Source organism: Corynebacterium sp. MSK071, assembly GCF_030232125.1.
In the GTDB taxonomy this organism is placed as follows: domain Bacteria; phylum Actinomycetota; class Actinomycetes; order Mycobacteriales; family Mycobacteriaceae; genus Corynebacterium; species Corynebacterium kefirresidentii.
Window position 1 is genome coordinate 40,244 of record NZ_JASPJA010000003.1, and the last position, 16,067, is coordinate 56,310.

17 protein-coding genes are annotated in these 16,067 nt (G+C 60.6%); 10 read left to right on the forward strand and 7 right to left on the reverse strand.

Going from position 1 to position 16,067, the window contains the following annotated elements:
* The first annotated feature begins 50 nt into the window (after positions 1-50).
* Positions 51-1,241, forward strand: a complete 1,191-nt coding sequence (locus QP990_RS02830; RefSeq protein ID WP_200288885.1) for a cobalamin-independent methionine synthase II family protein — start codon at positions 51-53, stop codon at positions 1,239-1,241.
* Between the two features lie 48 nt (positions 1,242-1,289).
* Here QP990_RS02830 and QP990_RS02835 read toward each other — a convergent pair whose 3' ends face one another.
* Positions 1,290-2,087: a hypothetical protein gene (locus QP990_RS02835; protein WP_284798347.1), complete on the reverse strand. Its 798-nt coding sequence runs from the start codon at positions 2,085-2,087 to the stop codon at positions 1,290-1,292.
* A gap of 99 nt (positions 2,088-2,186) precedes the next feature.
* Between QP990_RS02835 and ilvA the strand changes: the two genes are divergently transcribed.
* The 4 genes from ilvA to QP990_RS02855 are packed head-to-tail and all read left to right on the forward strand — an operon-like array spanning position 2,187 to position 4,728.
* Positions 2,187-3,455 carry a threonine ammonia-lyase IlvA gene (ilvA, locus tag QP990_RS02840; RefSeq protein WP_023021232.1) on the forward strand — a complete coding sequence of 423 codons (1,269 nt, stop codon included), beginning with the start codon at positions 2,187-2,189 and terminating at the stop codon, positions 3,453-3,455.
* Positions 3,455-4,093: a YigZ family protein gene (locus QP990_RS02845; protein ID WP_023021233.1), complete on the forward strand. Its 639-nt coding sequence runs from the start codon at positions 3,455-3,457 to the stop codon at positions 4,091-4,093. Before ilvA ends, QP990_RS02845 begins: the two co-directional genes overlap by 1 nt.
* Before the next feature lie 2 nt (positions 4,094-4,095).
* Positions 4,096-4,338, forward strand: coding sequence for a hypothetical protein (locus QP990_RS02850; RefSeq protein ID WP_023021234.1), 243 nt, complete (start codon positions 4,096-4,098; stop codon positions 4,336-4,338).
* On the forward strand, positions 4,339-4,728 hold the full coding sequence (locus tag QP990_RS02855; protein WP_023021235.1) for an RNA-binding S4 domain-containing protein: 390 nt from the start codon (positions 4,339-4,341) through the stop codon (positions 4,726-4,728). It begins immediately after the preceding gene.
* Positions 4,729-4,738: 10 nt separating this feature from the next.
* Here QP990_RS02855 and QP990_RS02860 read toward each other — a convergent pair whose 3' ends face one another.
* The 5 genes from QP990_RS02860 to QP990_RS02880 form a co-directional block, all read right to left on the reverse strand.
* Positions 4,739-5,737 carry a GTP pyrophosphokinase family protein gene (locus QP990_RS02860; RefSeq protein ID WP_023027873.1) on the reverse strand — a complete coding sequence of 333 codons (999 nt, stop codon included), beginning with the start codon at positions 5,735-5,737 and terminating at the stop codon, positions 4,739-4,741.
* 10 nt (positions 5,738-5,747) lie between these two features.
* A complete protein-coding gene (locus QP990_RS02865) occupies positions 5,748-6,365 on the reverse strand; it encodes a hypothetical protein (RefSeq protein ID WP_023021237.1) in 618 nt (205 codons plus the stop codon).
* Between the two features lie 76 nt (positions 6,366-6,441).
* The gene (locus QP990_RS02870; protein WP_284798348.1) at positions 6,442-7,773 is read right to left on the reverse strand and encodes an exonuclease domain-containing protein; all 1,332 of its coding nucleotides are present in this window, start codon (positions 7,771-7,773) and stop codon (positions 6,442-6,444) included.
* Positions 7,774-7,786: 13 nt separating this feature from the next.
* Positions 7,787-9,985, reverse strand: coding sequence for a glycogen debranching protein GlgX (gene glgX / locus QP990_RS02875; protein WP_193387609.1), 2,199 nt, complete (start codon positions 9,983-9,985; stop codon positions 7,787-7,789).
* Between the two features lie 21 nt (positions 9,986-10,006).
* On the reverse strand, positions 10,007-10,546 hold the full coding sequence (locus tag QP990_RS02880) for a TetR family transcriptional regulator (protein WP_023021240.1): 540 nt from the start codon (positions 10,544-10,546) through the stop codon (positions 10,007-10,009).
* Positions 10,547-10,707: 161 nt separating this feature from the next.
* Between QP990_RS02880 and QP990_RS02885 the strand changes: the two genes are divergently transcribed.
* Complete coding sequence (locus QP990_RS02885; RefSeq protein WP_284798349.1) at positions 10,708-11,493, forward strand: hypothetical protein; 786 nt, start codon at positions 10,708-10,710, stop codon at positions 11,491-11,493.
* Positions 11,468-11,980: a hypothetical protein gene (locus QP990_RS02890; RefSeq protein ID WP_232212597.1), complete on the forward strand. Its 513-nt coding sequence runs from the start codon at positions 11,468-11,470 to the stop codon at positions 11,978-11,980. The genes QP990_RS02885 and QP990_RS02890 overlap by 26 nt, the downstream gene beginning before the upstream one ends.
* A gap of 9 nt (positions 11,981-11,989) precedes the next feature.
* On the opposite strand, the gene QP990_RS02895 is transcribed toward QP990_RS02890, so the two are convergent.
* Positions 11,990-12,886 carry a YbjN domain-containing protein gene (locus QP990_RS02895; protein WP_284798350.1) on the reverse strand — a complete coding sequence of 299 codons (897 nt, stop codon included), beginning with the start codon at positions 12,884-12,886 and terminating at the stop codon, positions 11,990-11,992.
* A gap of 126 nt (positions 12,887-13,012) precedes the next feature.
* Here QP990_RS02895 and hisD point away from each other — a divergent pair, with 126 nt between their 5' ends.
* The 3 genes from hisD to hisB are packed head-to-tail and all read left to right on the forward strand — an operon-like array spanning position 13,013 to position 16,053.
* Positions 13,013-14,323, forward strand: a complete 1,311-nt coding sequence (gene hisD, locus QP990_RS02900) for a histidinol dehydrogenase (protein ID WP_284798351.1) — start codon at positions 13,013-13,015, stop codon at positions 14,321-14,323.
* The gene (locus QP990_RS02905) at positions 14,324-15,454 is read left to right on the forward strand and encodes a histidinol-phosphate transaminase (protein WP_284798352.1); all 1,131 of its coding nucleotides are present in this window, start codon (positions 14,324-14,326) and stop codon (positions 15,452-15,454) included.
* Complete coding sequence (gene hisB / locus QP990_RS02910) at positions 15,451-16,053, forward strand: imidazoleglycerol-phosphate dehydratase HisB (protein ID WP_284798353.1); 603 nt, start codon at positions 15,451-15,453, stop codon at positions 16,051-16,053. The genes QP990_RS02905 and hisB overlap by 4 nt, the downstream gene beginning before the upstream one ends.
* Positions 16,054-16,067 lie beyond the last annotated feature (14 nt).

The following is a 16,067-nucleotide window of genomic DNA, read 5'->3' on the forward strand; positions in this document are numbered from 1 at the left end:
CCCCCTCCACTAATATAGACAGCACAGTCTATTTTGATGGAGGAAACCTGATGGTTTGTAAGATTCGCACTACCCATGTCGGCTCGCTGCCGCGCACCCCGGAGCTCCTGGAGGCCAACCTGAAGCGCGGGGAGCTGCCGGCCGCGGAGTTCCAGGGGATTTTGGAGGCTGCGGTGGCGGACGTCGTCAAGCGGCAGCTTGATCTGGGCCTCGATATCATTAACGAGGGCGAATACGGCCATATCACCTCGGGCGCTGTGGACTATGGCGCATGGTGGAATTACTCATTTAGCCGCCTGGGCGGGCTGACGATGACGGATACCGACCGCTGGGAATCGGCTGAGGTAGTGCGCTCGAAACCGGGGGAGCCGCGGCTGACGTCGTTTATTGACCGCCGCGACCGCGCGCTGTTCTCCGAGGCCTACAACGACCCGGATTCTGGCATCTTCACCGGCCGAGCCAAGGTGGCAAACCCAGAATTTACCGGCCCGGTAACCTACATCGGACAAGATGAGGTCGCCGCCGATGTCCGCCTGCTTGCCGACGCCCTACCTTCCGGCACCCCAGGCTTCATCGCCGCCCTTTCCCCCGGTTCGGCTGCGCGCCTTAACAATCGTTACTACGACGATGAGCACCAGCTGCTTGCCGACGTCGGCCGTGCCATGCGCACTGAATACCAAGCCATCACCGATGCCGGGCTCACTGTGCAATTCGATGCACCCGACCTGGCCGAGGCCTGGGACCAAATCAACCCGGAGCCAACCGTAGAGGACTTCCGTGGCTTCATTCGTGAGCGCATCGATGTCCTTAATGATTCCATCGCCGGCCTGCCCAAGGAACAAACGCGCCTGCACATCTGCTGGGGCTCCTGGCACGGCCCGCACGTAACCGACGTCCCATTTGCAGATATCATCGAGGAAATTTTGCGGGCCGAGGTCGGCGGATTCTCTTTCGAAGCCGCGTCACCGCGTCACGCGCACGAATGGCGCGTGTGGCAGGACCACGCGCTGCCGGAAGGCACCGTGATTTACCCAGGCGTGGTTTCGCACTCCACCAACGCGGTAGAGCATCCGCGCCTCGTGGCAGATCGCATCATCCAATTCGCCGAGGTAGTAGGCCCTGAAAATGTTATCGCGTCGACCGATTGCGGTTTGGGCGGTCGCCTGCACCCCCAGATTGCGTGGGCGAAGCTGCAATCTTTGGTAGAAGGCGCTGACATCGCTACCCGCGAACTGTTCTAAAACGCCGAAAGCCGCTCCGAAACTCCGGAGCGGCTTAATCTGTGGCGTTTAGAAGCGCACGCCCAGCTGCTTGAGGGCGTTCTTCATCGGCTCCAGCACAGCCGGGTTTACCGTGGCAACCATGTTGAAGGCCTGCAGCAGCGCAGCCACGAGGCTGGCTGCCACGGTCACCCAGCTCGTGACCTCGAGGAACTTTTCGGGGGTGGAAGAGCCCCAAATAGGCAGACGCTCAAGTGCCTCGATCTGGTGCTGCTCCGCCTCCTTGGCGACGCAGTCCGGCTCCTTGGGCATTCCGGAAGAACCGTAGCCATTGGCAAGGCCCTGCATAAGCTCCTGCGGGGTGCGAGCGGAAGATCCGAGCTCGCCGCTCTTGATCTTTTTGAGGTGCTCTTCCTTGTCCTTGTCGACCTCGGCCTGGCACTCAGCCGAAAGTTGCTTTGGCTGCTCTTCTGTGGCAGAAGCGGTAGCTGGTGCGACGAGGCCTGCTGCCACGGCGGTGGCGGCCAGGCCAACGGGGCGCGCGGACACAGAGTTAATCTCCCTGTTACCACCGGCGGAGATGGCGCCGATCTTGTGCGGGTGGGAGGGATCGGAACCATCTAAGATATCGACCTCGCCGGAGCGCGCATTGACGGTGAGGACGCGCTGGGACGCGGCGTGATAAGCGACGATTTCGGCGGCCGATTTGCCCAGCACACCCGATTCATGAGAACCGATGGGGTTAAGCTGCAGCGCAGCGGTGGGCGCGGAATGCTCCAGCACGTTATCCACGACGTGGGCATGCGCGGCAGGGGAGCAGGCGAGGACGAGCGAGGAGGTAACGCAGAGAGAGATGCGTTTGAGCATAGATATTCCTTTCTTGTGGTTATGTCCACTATTGCCTACGTAGGTAACGGTGCAACTAAAGGCCAGTGAATTTCCAGTGAATGGGTAGACTGTCAAGACATGACTGATTCGACCATCCATGCATCCGATATCCAGCAGGCTCAGGCACGGATTAGCTCGGAAATCGCCCCGACTCCGCTGCAGTATTGCGCCCGGCTTTCGGCCGAGACGGGCTGCGAGGTCTACCTCAAGCGGGAGGATCTGCAGGACGTGCGCTCCTATAAGATTCGTGGCGCGTTAAACGGGATGTCGAATCTGCCGCAAGAGCAGCGGCACCGGGGAATTGTTACGGCCTCGGCCGGCAATCATGCGCAGGGCGTGGCTTATGCCTGCCGCACAATGGGAATCGCCGGCAAGATTTTTGTGCCAGAGCCCACGCCAATGCAAAAGCGCGACCGCATCCTGGTTCACGGCGGCGACCAAGTAGAACTGGTGGTAGTTGGTTCCAACTTCGATGAGGCAGCCGCAGCCGCGCATGCCGACGCCGCCGAGCGCGACGCCGCCTTCATCGAGCCCTTCGACGCCCGCGATACCATCACCGGGCAGGGCACCGTAGCCGCAGAGGTTCTCGCGCAGCTTTCGGCCAAGGGCAAGTCGCCCGATGCCGTTGTCGTTCCCGTAGGAGGCGGTGGCCTGATTTCTGGCATCACCTCCTATCTGGCGGATATGGCACCGGATACTCGGGTGGTGGGCATGGAGCCGGAAGGGGCGGCGTCGCTAAGAGCGGCATTTGACCACGGGGGCCCAGTCACGCTGGATGCGGTCGACCCCTTCGTTGATGGCGCGGCCGTAAAGCGCTTGGGCGCGCTGCCCTATGAGATTTTGGACGCCAATCGCGAGCGCCTGAGCTTTGACACCGTGTCCGAAGGCGCGGTGTGCACGGACTTGCTCAACCTGTATCAAAATGAGGGCATCATTGCCGAGCCGGCCGGTGCATTGTCGGTGGCGGGCCTGCATCAGCTGGACCTGAAACCGGGCTCGACGGTGGTATGCGTGATTTCAGGCGGCAATAATGACGTGCTGCGCTATGCAGAAATCATGGAGCGCTCCCTAGTTCACCGGGGCCTCAAGCACTACTTCCTGGTGAACTTCCCGCAGGAGCCCGGGCAGCTGCGCCACTTTTTGCACGAGATTTTGGGTCCGACCGATGACATCACACTCTTTGAGTATCTCAAGCGCAATAACCGGGAAACTGGTGCTGCGTTGGTAGGCTTGCAGCTTAGCCGCGCCGAGGACCTCGACGGCTTGCTGCAACGCATGGGTGAATCCAAGATTTCGGTGCAGTACCTCAAGCCCGGCACCCCCGAGTATGAATTCCTCGTAGCCTAATGCAAAATTCTTATCGTCGCCCCGTAGGCCAGGTTGAACACGACATTGAAATCAAGCGTTCCCGATTTATTACTTTGATCGGTCGCGTCACCAATGAGGAAGAGGCCCGCGCGTTTATCGACGCCGCCCGCACCCGCTTTCCCGACGCCCGTCACCATTGCTCCGCCTACGTCTATCACGTCGACGGCGCAAACCCGGTGGAGCGCTCCTCCGATGATGGCGAGCCCTCCGGCACTGCCGGAAAACCCATGCTGGATGTGGTCAAAGGCTCCGGCATGCTCGATGTCTGCGCAGTGGTAGTGCGCTACTTTGGTGGCATCAAGTTAGGCGCCGGCGGCCTCGTGCATGCCTATGGTGGCGCGGTGAGTGAGGCCATGGAAAAGGTGCGTGCGGTAACCCGGGCGCGCCGGGAGCTTTATGCCGTGGAGTGCCCACATGCAACTGCCGGGCGGGTGGAGGCGGACCTGCGCGGGCGCGGCTATGAGATAACCGATACCGCCTACGCGGCCGCAGTAACCTTTACCGTGGCCGTGCGCCCAGGTGGGCTGGAAGAGCTGGAAGCAACGCTGGCAGCGATCTCGCAGGGCCAGCTCGCGGCGGCAGAAGCTGGCAGCGCGTGGGTTGAGGTAAGATCCTGAACATGAGTATGCAGCAGCGACCGAATAACCCCATTGCGCAGCGCAAGCAGCAGGTGCGCAAGCACTCCCGCAACGCCGTTGTGTGCGTGGTTGCCGGCCTCGGCGTGGGCGCAGTGCTGGGCGTGCTATCTGCGGCAAGTTTCTGGGCCTGGATGTTGGTGGGTGCCATCGTCGCCGTAGTCGGTGGCGGCTATAACTGGCTGAAGATCCAGAAAATCGTCAACGAGAACCACAACCAGTATTAGATGCCGGCACCGCAACCTAGCGGCCGCCCCGTCCGGATTGATGCCTGGGTGTGGGCCGTGCGCATGTTTAAGACCCGTTCGGCGGCCGCGACGGCCGTGCGCGCCGGGCATGTCAAGATAAATGGCGAGGCTGTCAAGCCCTCCCAGCAGGTGGTGCCGGGCGACCGTGTGCGCGTGTGGCGCAATCACCACGAGCATGACCTTGAGGTCTTAGCGACTGTGGCCAAGCGCGTGGGCGCACCCGTGGCGCGTACGTGCTACACGGACCATGCGCCGCCGCCTCCACCCAAGGAGTTTATGCCGTCGGTACCCGTGCGCCCACGCGGGGCGGGCCGACCGACGAAGAAGGAACGACGCGATATGGAGAAATTCCGCGGCGGTTTCCGATAATCAGCCGAAACTAGTGGGCAGCGCGCAAGGCCTTCAGGCGCGCAGTAAGCCGACGCTTGCGGCCCGGGCGGTCGCCGGATTCGGCGGTGGCCTCGATATGCTGCTTGCCAAATTTGTTGAGCAGCAAGTCGTCGATAAGCCGCACCTGGCCGGGACGAAAGCGGTAGCGCATGGCGTCGTGGACGTGGGCAATGGCAGTATCGTCAAGCAGCTGCTCGAGCTGGCTCAAGTGGCGCACGCCGTTTTGCTCCAATAACTCCGCCAAGAATCGGTAGTGCTCCGAGCGCGAGAGCGGGAAACGGTTGCCCAGGATAATGGCCAGCACGCCCGGTAGGGTCTCGGCGGTAAGCTCGACGTCCCGATCGGTTTCCGTACCTGGGGCCTTGAGTGCAGCAATCTCGTCGAATTGCTGGTCCGCAAGCTCGATAAGCCCCGCGGCCAAGGTAAAGAGGCGGTCCACTTCAGGTGAGGGTGGGTTGGGCCCTTGCTTGTAGCGGATATCGTGTTCAAACTCCGCCCATGCGTGCTGCAGAACGGTGCGAATCTGCACCTCAAAGGTCCAACCTACGTAGTTCGCGAGCTCTTCCATTGCGGCAGCGCTATCTTCGGTCACGGTGAGCACGAGGTGGTGGGAGCCGTAGCCAAAGCCGCCGGAAATGCGGGTCTCGGCTGCTTTATCAACGGAACGCTCGACTTTAAACGATTCACCAAAAACGCTCAGCGCTTCTGGAATCGCGGTGGAGTGAAACAGCGTGACCCGCACCCCCATCACATCGTGGATCTCCTGCCACGGCTGGGGGTAGACAAAATCGCCGTTCTCGCGGCGCTTTTTGGCCTTTGCCTTAAGCGAGGGCCAAGTCTTGACGCGGGTAGAAACGCGGTCGAAGATGATGCCGGCGTCATTGAGGAGATCCTCGATGGCGGTGCGGAAGTCCCCCGCAGCGGTGGGGTGGTTGCGCGCCCAGTCGTGGTACTGGTTGCTTAGCCGCGACATCCTACTTTCCGGCATGGTGCTCCTTTCATAACTCCCGCGGGAATCCGTTAGACCATACTAGCGGGCGCGGGTGGAGCACGGTGCGATGGTAGGGCACGCGCGCGACGGCATCGGCAGCCAGCTGGCAGGCATAGGTGTCCGGCAGGCGGGCAAAAACGAAGAGGGTGGCGGAGTCTGGGACAAGGTAGGTCAGCGAGTGCGAACGCAGGAGGCGGCGCATGTGCTTGTCCAGCACAGTAAATGTTTCTGGGTGAGCGATCCAGGAGGAAATCGGTGCGCCGTGGGAGCGAACCTGTAGGCCCCCGAGGTGGGAGGCGGAAGGGAGCTCGCAGGCAGCCGGACGAGTCCAGAAACGCAGTCCCTGCGAATCGAGGGCGGCGCGTTGCAGATTGTGTGAGGCGTGGTTCCACGCCCGGCGCGTGGAAATGTCCATGTCTGCCAAGCCGCGGTGGCTCAGTCGGCGAAAGCTACGCTTGCCTGGAAAGACAAGCGCCATGGACAGGCTGGGGGAGAGTTGGATGGTGGCAAGGGAATCGCAAAAGCCGTCGTCGGAAAGCCGCTGTTCTTTTAGCCAGGAACGGGCAAAGAGGGCAGGCAGCAGGTTTGCGGTGGTAGGACGCGGCGAACGCAGGGCGACGGTCACGACGGGGCTCTCCAGTGGGGTAGGGTGCAGTCGCCTTTATTGGACTGGAGAAACCGCCGTTTGGTTCCCGGGAAATTTAGAAGGGCGGCTCGGCGTCGAGTTGGAGTTCGGCAAAGAGCTTATCGGCCGGCCAGATGTCGATTTTTTGGCCCTTGGCCTGCAGTTCCTCCGCACGCTTTTCCTTGGAGGTTTTCTTGGCCCATTCGCCCACGATAAGCAGCGTGGTCTTTTTGGTGACGTTTTTGGCTACCTGGCCGCCGCGCTCGGCGATGCCCTGCCACAGCATCCCCTTGTCATAGGGCTCGAAATCACCGGTGAGGGTGACATGCTTGCCATAAAGTGCGCCTTCCGGATCAGCGTCTGGATTGGGCTCGGGGATAGTATCCGGCGTGGCGACAGACTGCCAGGGGGCGGGGCCACCGGACTTCTTTTTTGCCGAGCCGGCCGCACGGGTTTGGTCGCGGAAGTCGGTGCCTGCGCCGAGGTCGGCGCCGGAGGTCGGGGCCGTGTGGGCGCGCAGGACGGGAAGGACGGCCGTGGACTCGAGGCGGCCAAGGGTGAACTCGCGGGCGGTGAATAGATCGCGGATGCTGCCGGTGTGTTCGAAGCGCTCTGCCAAGCGGGCGATGATTTCGCCGGCTGCGCGGGCATCTTCGGTGGCGTCGTGGTGGCTAAAATCCGGAGCGGAAAGGTGGGCTGCGACGGTGGGCAGCTTGTGATTGCGCACCGAAATTACCTTGGCTTTAGAGGCGTCGCGGGCTAGCGCGAGGGAGCATGCCAGCGGCACCGTGGGTACCTCGGCGCCGGCGGCAAGCAGGCCGGAGCGCAGTGCGGTGGAATCGAATTGGGCGTTGTGTGCGACAAGTACGTCGCCGCCGAGGAAGTCGAAGAGCTCCTTGGCGACGTCGGCAAAAGCTGGCGCCCCTTCCACATCGCTCGCGGTTATGCCGTGGATGGAGACGTTGATATCCGCAAAGTGCTCTAGGCCCGGCGGAGGGGTGCACAGCCAGGAACGGGAGTCGGTCTCTTGGCCATCGCGGAAGCGAACCGCGCCGATTTGGCAGATAGAGCCCCAGTTATCATTGGCCGTTTCTACATCCACGGCGGTGAAATCGAGCCCCGGGATGGTGGCGGTGGCGGAGGGGGCCTCGCCGCGCTGGGCGGCGGCGATGGCGCGGGCGACGGCCTGCGGGTCTTGGTGCGGGGCGAAAGCGATGGAACCGGCGGCGCCAAGGTCGAGGGCGCCAAAGCCGGTGGCGGTCGGTTCATTCACGCGCACAGTGTCGATGGAATCGAGCGGGATATCCTGCGTGGCGGGGGCGCCAAGGCTGGTGGCCAGCAGCGTGCGGTGGAGCACGAGTTTATCCGCTGTGACATCGATGAGTACGCCGTGCGCGGGAAATGACACGAGGGGCCTTTCTCTAGGAGTCAAAAACGGGCGGCTCAACCTGACGCAAGATCAGCGTTGAACGCGGTTGCACCGTGATCGTACCCTCTGCCTCAATGAGGGTTTCCTCCGCGGGGTAGCCGCCGGAATCGGCGGTATCGACCATCAGCCGCCAGGTGGCGCCGAGATCCTTGGTAGGCAGGGTGAACTCGATTTCGCCGTCGTGGGAGTTGAATATCATGATGAAGGAATCATCGGTGATACGTTCGCCGCGGGAGGTGGTCTCCGTGATGGCATTGCCATTGAGGTAGACCATAAGAGCGCGGCCGAAATCGTGGTCCCAGTCGTCTTGGGTCATCAGGCGACCAGAGGGGACCAGCCAGGCGATATCGCGTTCTTTTACATCCGCGCCTAGCGGGCCACCGGCCAAGAAGCGTTTGCGGCGGAATACGGGGTGGTGGTTGCGAATGGCCAGCACGCGCTTGGTAAATCCCAGCATCGCGGCGGACTTTTCCTCTTTCAGCATGGACCAGTCCATCCATGCCAGCTCGTTGTCCTGGCAGTAGACGTTATTATTTCCGTCTTGGGTGCGGCCGAACTCATCGCCGTGCGAGAGCATCGGAGTGCCTTGGGAGAGTAGGAGAGTGGTCAGGAAATTGCGTACTTGGCGGCGGCGCAGCTTGCGGATTTCTTCGTTATCGGTGGGGCCTTCTTCACCGCAGTTCCAAGAGCGGTTGAAGGACTCGCCGTCGCGGTTGTCCTCGCCATTGGCCTCGTTGTGCTTGTCGTTATAGGACACGAGGTCGCGCAGGGTGAAGCCATCGTGGGCGGTGATGAAGTTGATAGAAGCGGTGGGGCGGCGGTCATTATCGGCATAAAGATCCGAAGAGCCGGTCAGTCGGGAGGCGAATTCACCCAGGGTAGCGGGCTCACCGCGCCAGAAATCGCGGACGGTATCGCGGTACTTGCCGTTCCATTCGCTCCAAATAGGTGGGAAGTTGCCTACCTGGTAGCCATCGTGGCCAATGTCCCAGGGCTCGGCGATGAGCTTGACCTGGCTGACAATGGGGTCTTGTTGGACAAGGTCGAAGAAGGTAGCGAGCTTATCGACGTCGTCAAGCTCCCGCGCCAAAGTCGCCGCCAGGTCGAAGCGGAAGCCGTCGACTCGCATCTCGGTGACCCAGTAGCGCAGGGAATCCATAATCAGTTGCAGCGAGTGCGGGTTGCGGACATTGAGGGAATTGCCGGTGCCGGTGTAGTCCATGTAGTGGGCTTCATCGCCTTCGACGAGGCGATAGTAAGCGCCATTGTCAATGCCGCGGAAGGCAATGGTGGGCCCCATGTGGTTGCCTTCGGCGGTGTGGTTATAAACCACGTCGAGGATTACCTCGATGCCTGCCTCGTGGAAGGCACGGACCATGGTCTTGAATTCGGAGACCACCTCGCCTGGCTTTTTGGCATAGGCGTAGTCATGGTGCGGGGCGAAAAAGCCGAAGGTGTTATAGCCCCAGTAGTTGCGCAGGCCCAAGTTGCGCAGCCGATCGTCTTGCAAGAATTGGTGGACGGGCATGAGCTCGACGGTGGTGACGCCGAGCTCCTTGAAGTAGTCAATGATGGCGGGGTGCGCCATGCCGGCGTAGGTACCGCGCAGTTCTTCCGGCACGTCTGGGTGGGTCATAGTCATGCCCTTGACGTGGGTTTCGTAAATGACCTTCTCGTTGTCTGGAATGTGCGGGCGATGGTCGCTGCGCCAGTCAAAGAAAGGGTTGATGACCACGGAGAGCATGGTGTGGCCCAGCGAATCTTCTTCGTTGCGGCCGGTGCCAGGTTCTTCGGCGTGGATGTCATAGGAATATAGGGAGGCATCGCCGTCGAATTCGCCGTCGAAGGCGCGGGCATATGGATCTACGAGGAGCTTGGAAGGATCGCAGCGCAGGCCGTTTTCAGGTTCATAGGGGCCATAAACGCGGTAGCCATAGCGCTGGCCAGGGGTGACATTGGGGAGGTAGACATGCCACACATGGGCGGTGACCTCTGACATTTCTATGCGCTCTTCATTGCCTTCTTTGTCGATGAGGCAGAGCTCGACCTTGTCTGCAACCTCAGAAAATAGGGCAAAATTGGTGCCGGATCCGTCAAAGGTGGATCCCAGTGGGGTAGGTTTGCCAGGCCAGATTTGGCGGCCGTAGCGCTCGGTGGGCGTGGGGACTGCGTCCATGGCGGGAGTGTTCATGCCCACGAGCATAACCACTTTTTAGTCTCCAGTGCCGTGCGTAAGCCCAGCGTGAATAATGCGAATGCCGCGATGGAGGTCGTCGCGATAATTAGAGCCAGGAGCCTCGCCGGTGGTTTCTGCAAGCTGGCGTTGGGACTGTTCCATCAAGGTGGCACCGAGTACGAGGTGAATGGCCGATAGGGCGGCGGCGCGGTGGGTACTGTCGGCTTCATAGGCACCACGCGCTGCGGCAGAGCAAAAGACGGATAAGAGGTAGTCCCAGGCGGGGGCCTGAGGCAGGGAGAGACCGGCAATGACTACCTCAGCGCCGTCGCGGTGGGCAAGTAGCGCATCGCGCAGGCTGAGGCTGAGCTCCTCGAGCGACTCCCCAGAAACAGGGGAGATAATGTACTCAGCCAAAGCCGCAATGAGCGCCTGTTTATTGGCAATGTGCCAGTAAAGCGCGCCGGGGGCAACGCCGAGGGAGGATGCAACGCGGCGCATGGTGACGTCGCCCAGCCCATAGGTATCAAGCAAGGAAATAGCGGCGTCGATAATACTCTCGCGATTGATATGCACCTTGGTGATTGTACGGACTAGGACTAGCGGGGCGGTAGCTCACAGGTTCCTTTAATGGAGTATCAATGTCATTTCCATCGTGGTGTTGTTAGTATTGCGAAGACAAAAAGAAGCTGCCTGAAGGCGCTTCACATTCGCAAGATTGATTCAGGAGTTTTCCCTTGTCCTTTTTGACCCCTGCTAAGAAGTCCCTTATCGCAGTAGCGCTGGTTGCCCCCTTGGCGCTGGCTGCATGTGGTTCGGATGACAACAACGACGATTCTAAGAAGGCTGCCGCCACCACTGCCTCCAAGTCTTCTGAGGATAAGTCTGCAGACAAGTCCCAGGACAAAGACGCCGATAAGGACAAGGACAAAAACAAGGATAAGGATAAAGACAAGGACGGCGAAAACAAGGACGGCGCTGCTGGTGCAGAGGGCCAAGACGGCGAGGGCGCCCCTGGCGAGGGCCCAGATCAGATGGCCAACCCGCTAAATAATGGCGAGGATCCTTTCGCTGGGGCGAAGGACATCAAGCCGATTGAGGGTGGCCAGGACGCAAATGATGCTGACAAGCAGGCCATCGAGCAGCTGGTCCGCGGTCAGCACGAAATCGATAATGTGAAGGAATACTTCAACTACATGCCGCAGCACGCCTGCCAAGCCGTGCGTGAAGGCCAGGCCAAGGAGTTTAGCCAGTACCAGCAGTACGTCGATAGCCTGCCGAACGAGTCCTTCGCTGAGTACGCCAACTCCATGCGTCAGCAGGGCGGCGGCAACGGTGAGGTAGAGAAGTTTGCTAGCCAGCTGGAGTCCATCCCGCAGTCGACCAAGCTGCAGTCTGTTAACGACATTGTGGTCAACGGTGACGATGCTTCTGCAACCGTGAGCGTGTCCAACTCTGAGGGCAATGAGACCTCTACGGTTCGCTTCCGTCGCGAGAATGGCAACTGGACCTTCTGCAACTAAATTGTCTCTTTCCCAGCGCCGCTTACCCCGCACCCTAGGTTTTGGTGCGGGGTTACTCGCGTGTGCGCTCTTGGTCTTTGGCGTGGCAGGTGCGCTGTGGGGGCTTTTCCGTCCGACGCTTGCCGGCCATGAGGTAGACGATGGTGGTTATGCCATCGAAGCGATGGGCAGCGCCCAGTTCATCGCCTTCATTACCTTTGCCCTCATTACCGGCCTACTCGGACTGCTCTTGGGCTTGGGTGCGTATCTGCGACGGCAAGAGCGGGGCTTGTCGATGCTCTTGTGGGTCGGCGTGTGCGCCTTGGCAGGCGCGGCCTCGTTTTACGTATTTGGCGGGGTCACCGCCACACATCCGCCCGAAAACCCCGGAGAGTTCGTGGAATTTGCACCGAAATTCTCTCCGGCCATCTCTTGGGCGGTGGCGCCTTTTATGGCGATGTTTTCCTACTGGTCCACGGCTTTTGTGAGTTCCGATGATGATTGGTAAGCCGCGCGCCTAGGGCCATTCCACGGGGGAGGCGCCGGTGACTTCTTGCGCGATGTCATCGATTCCGTGCAGGATGTGTTTAAGGCCGCGGCCGATAGCGCTAAAGAGTTGGGGCCGCGTTAGGCCGGCGGCGGCAATGGTCGTGGCATCCATCCGCACCTGCAGGCCTTCGGCGGTGTGGTGGCAATATGCAACGGCGCCGTGATGGGCGCGATTCCAGTCATTGCAAATAAGGAATAGGCGGGTAAATTCCGCTTCCTCCAAGCTAGGGTCCCAATGTCCCTTGATGATAAGGCTGGGGCCGTTGTCTAGAGCGAAGGAAAAGAGAACATCATTGACCCACGCGTAGATAGCCGTGGCGCCGTCGCTTTGGAAGCGTTGGATTCCGATAAGCGGCAGGATTTCGGCCAAGCTATCGAGGGTGAAAGGCTCTAAGGGGGCGTCGGCAAGCGGGTCTAGCTCCGGTGGGGCTTCGCGCACGAGGCCTGGACGGGATTGGGCAAGCAAGTCCATGAGGACCTCGGCATTGCGCAGCGCCGGTAAGACAAACGTCGCGAGCTGTTCCCGGCTCGGGGAGATATCCGCAGGTAGATAACTATGACCGGATACGCTCACGCACTCAGGCTGGTCAAAATCAACCACTACCGCCGGTGAGAGGCAATCGTGGTTCCACTCGTTGGCCACACGCGCTAGTTCGGATATTTCGCTGAGATTTACGCCGCCGCGGGGGCTGGTGTGTAGGTGGAGTACCGGTTCTTCTAGCTGGTCTATAAAGATGAAGGTAGATCCGCCGGCTGAGTGGGGTACTAAAAGTTCGCCTGAGGGTAGCGCCCAGCAGGACAAGCCATGTTCGCGGGCGATGGCGCGGACATGCGCAAGCAGAAGGGAAGGATCACTCTCGCTCATCACTGCCACCACCTTAAAGCTGTGTTGAGTCCGAGTCTATCGTCCAAACCCGCCCCCTCGCTGGCATTTGGGCATTAGGATATTGGTTTAATAATAGAAATCCGATAAGAATAATGGGAGCCGGAAATGCTTCGAACCATCGATTTGCGCGGCACAGAGTTGCGCCCTGCCCAGCTGCGGCGAGTCCTGCCACGCGGCGGCACCGACGTCGCCGCTGTAGTGGACAAAGTGGCGCCAATGGTTCATCGCGTCCGTCAAGAAGGCGCCGCGGCGGCACTGGACTACAGCGAACTTTTTGATGGCGTGCGCCCGCGCCACCTGCGGGTACCGCAAGCGGAATTGGACAAGGCCGTCGCTGGCTTAGACCCCCAGGTGCGCCGAGCAATTGAGGCCTCGATTGAGCGCGTCCGCAAGGTCCACCTCGAACAAAAGCCGACCGCACATACCACCGAACTGGCTCGGGGCGCCACGGTGACCGAGGTCTTTCGCCCCATCGAGCGCGTCGGTTTGTACGTGCCGGGAGGCAAGGCCGTCTATCCCTCGTCTGTGATCATGAACGCGGTGCCGGCGCAGGCGGCCGGCGCAGAAAGCTTAGTGGTGGCCTCGCCCCCGCAAAAAGAGTTCGGCGGTCTACCGCACCCCACGGTGCTAGCTGTGTGCCAGATGCTTGGCGTGGATGAGGTGTGGGCTATAGGCGGTGGCCAGGCCATTGCGCTGATGGCCTACGGCGATGATGATGCCGAGCTTGTACCAGTAGACATGATTACGGGGCCGGGAAATATTTTCGTTACCGCAGCCAAGCGCTTGGTGCGCGGGGTAGTGGGGACAGATGCAGAAGCAGGTCCGACCGAAATTGCTATCATCGCCGATGACACCGCAAACCCCGTGTATGTGGCTTATGACCTTATCTCCCAGGCCGAGCATGATCCGATGGCAGCGAGTGTGCTTATAACGGAATCAGAAAGTCTCGCTCAGCGGGTGAACGCGGAGGTGGAGGCGCGCTACGGCGCTACCGCTAATGCGGAGCGGGCGGCCGCGGCCTTAGGCGGCGAGCAATCCGGCATTGTGGTGGTAGATTCCCTGGACGCAGCGATTGCGGTGGCCAATGCCTATGCCGCTGAACACCTGGAGATCCACACCGCAGAACCCGGCACGGTAGCTGAGCGGATTAAGCACGCTGGTGCCATCTTTGTGGGGGGCTTCGCCCCTGTGCCACTCGGGGACTACGCTGCCGGTTCCAATCACGTGCTGCCCACCTCCGGCACGGCGCGCTTTTCGGCTGGCCTGTCTACCCACACCTTTATGCGGCCGGTCAACCTCATTAATTATGACCGAGCTGCGCTGGAAGAAATTGCCCCGCAGGTCATCGCCTTTGCTAAGGCCGAGGGGCTGCCTGCCCACGGCGAAGCAATCCGCGCCCGATTCGAGGAGAACTAAATGACGCAATTGACAGATCTTCCCCTGCGCGAGGAATTGCGCGGCAAGTCCGCCTATGGCGCGCCGCAACTCACTGTGGCCTACCAACTCAATACCAATGAAAATCCCTATCCGCCCTCTCCAGCGCTCGTTGCTGATTTGGTGGCGGAGACTCAGCGCCTTGCCTCCACGCTCAATCGCTATCCGGAACGCGATGCCGTAGAGCTGCGTAAAGCCTTGGCCCATTACGTTTCCGAACAGACCGGCGTGGGTATTAGCTATAAGCAGGTGTGGGCGGCGAACGGCTCCAATGAGATTTTGCAGCAGCTTCTACAGGCCTTTGGCGGCCCAGGCCGCAGCGTGCTCGGCTTTACGCCGTCCTATTCCATGCACCCCATCCTTGCGGACGGAACCTATACGCAGTTTGTGGAGTGCCCGCGGGACGAGGACTTCCGCATAGACATGGACCGGGCTCTGGTGGCCGTAGCACGGTACCAGCCGGATATCATCTTTGTGACAACGCCGAATAACCCCACCGGCGGGGTGACTAGTCTGGACGATATTGCCGCGCTTGCCGACGCCGCGCCGGGAATCCTCATCGTCGATGAAGCCTACGGCGAATTCTCCTCTTCGCCCTCCGCAGTGACGCTGCTGGATAAATACCCCACAACGTTGGTGGTCTCGCGCACCATGTCCAAGGCCTTCGACTTCGCCGGTGGCCGCCTTGGCTATTTTGTGGCAGATCCGGCCTTTGTAGAAGCCGTCATGTTAGTGCGACTTCCGTATCACCTGTCTGTGCTCTCCCAAGCTGCGGCGACAGTGGCGTTGCGCCATAGCGCGGATACGCTCGCCACCGTGGAAAAGATCGCCAGCGAGCGCGAGCGCGTGGCAGCTCGCTTGCGGGAACTGGGCTATACGGTTCTGCCTAGTGAATCCAATTTCCTCTTCTTCGGCCGCTTTGCTGACCAGCAGCGCGTATGGCAGCAGTTCTTGGATAAAGAAGTACTCATCCGGGATGTCGGGATTGCCGGGCACCTGCGCATGACCGTGGGCCTGCCGGAAGAAAACTCGGCCTTTTTGGCAGTAGCTGAGGACCTTGCGGATACAGTAGTAGCGGATAATCCGGCCGGAGGAGAAAGGAGCGAACCATGAGCAACCGTGTAGGACGCGCCCAGCGGTCTACCTCTGAATCGCAGATTTCCGTGGTCATCGACCTAGACGGCACGGGACGCAGCGATATTTCCACCGGCCTGCCCTTTTTCGATCATATGCTGACCTCGTTTGCCGCCCACGGCAGCTTTGATCTCACCGTGCAGGCAGCGGGTGATACCGAGATCGATGCCCACCACACCGTGGAAGATACCGCCATCGTGCTCGGTACCGCACTGCGGGAAGCAGTGGGGGATAAGGCCGGCATTCGTCGTTTCGGATCCCAGCTACTGCCCATGGATGAAACGTTGGTTGAAGCGGTGGTGGATTTTTCTGGCCGCGCTTATTTCGTGATGAACGGCGAGCCAGAGCACCTGCAGTGGCACATAGTTGGTGGCCACTACGCCACGGTGATTAACCGCCACTTTTTTGAAACGCTTGCTGCTCACGCTGCGATAACGCTGCACCTCAACGTGCGCTATGGGCGCGATCCGCACCACCTTACGGAGGCGGAGTTTAAAGCCGTGGCGCGTGCGCTGCGCGCTGCCGTGGAACCCGACCCCCGTCGGACTGGAATTCCTTCGACGAAGGGAGCACTCTAAGAAGCATGTATGTT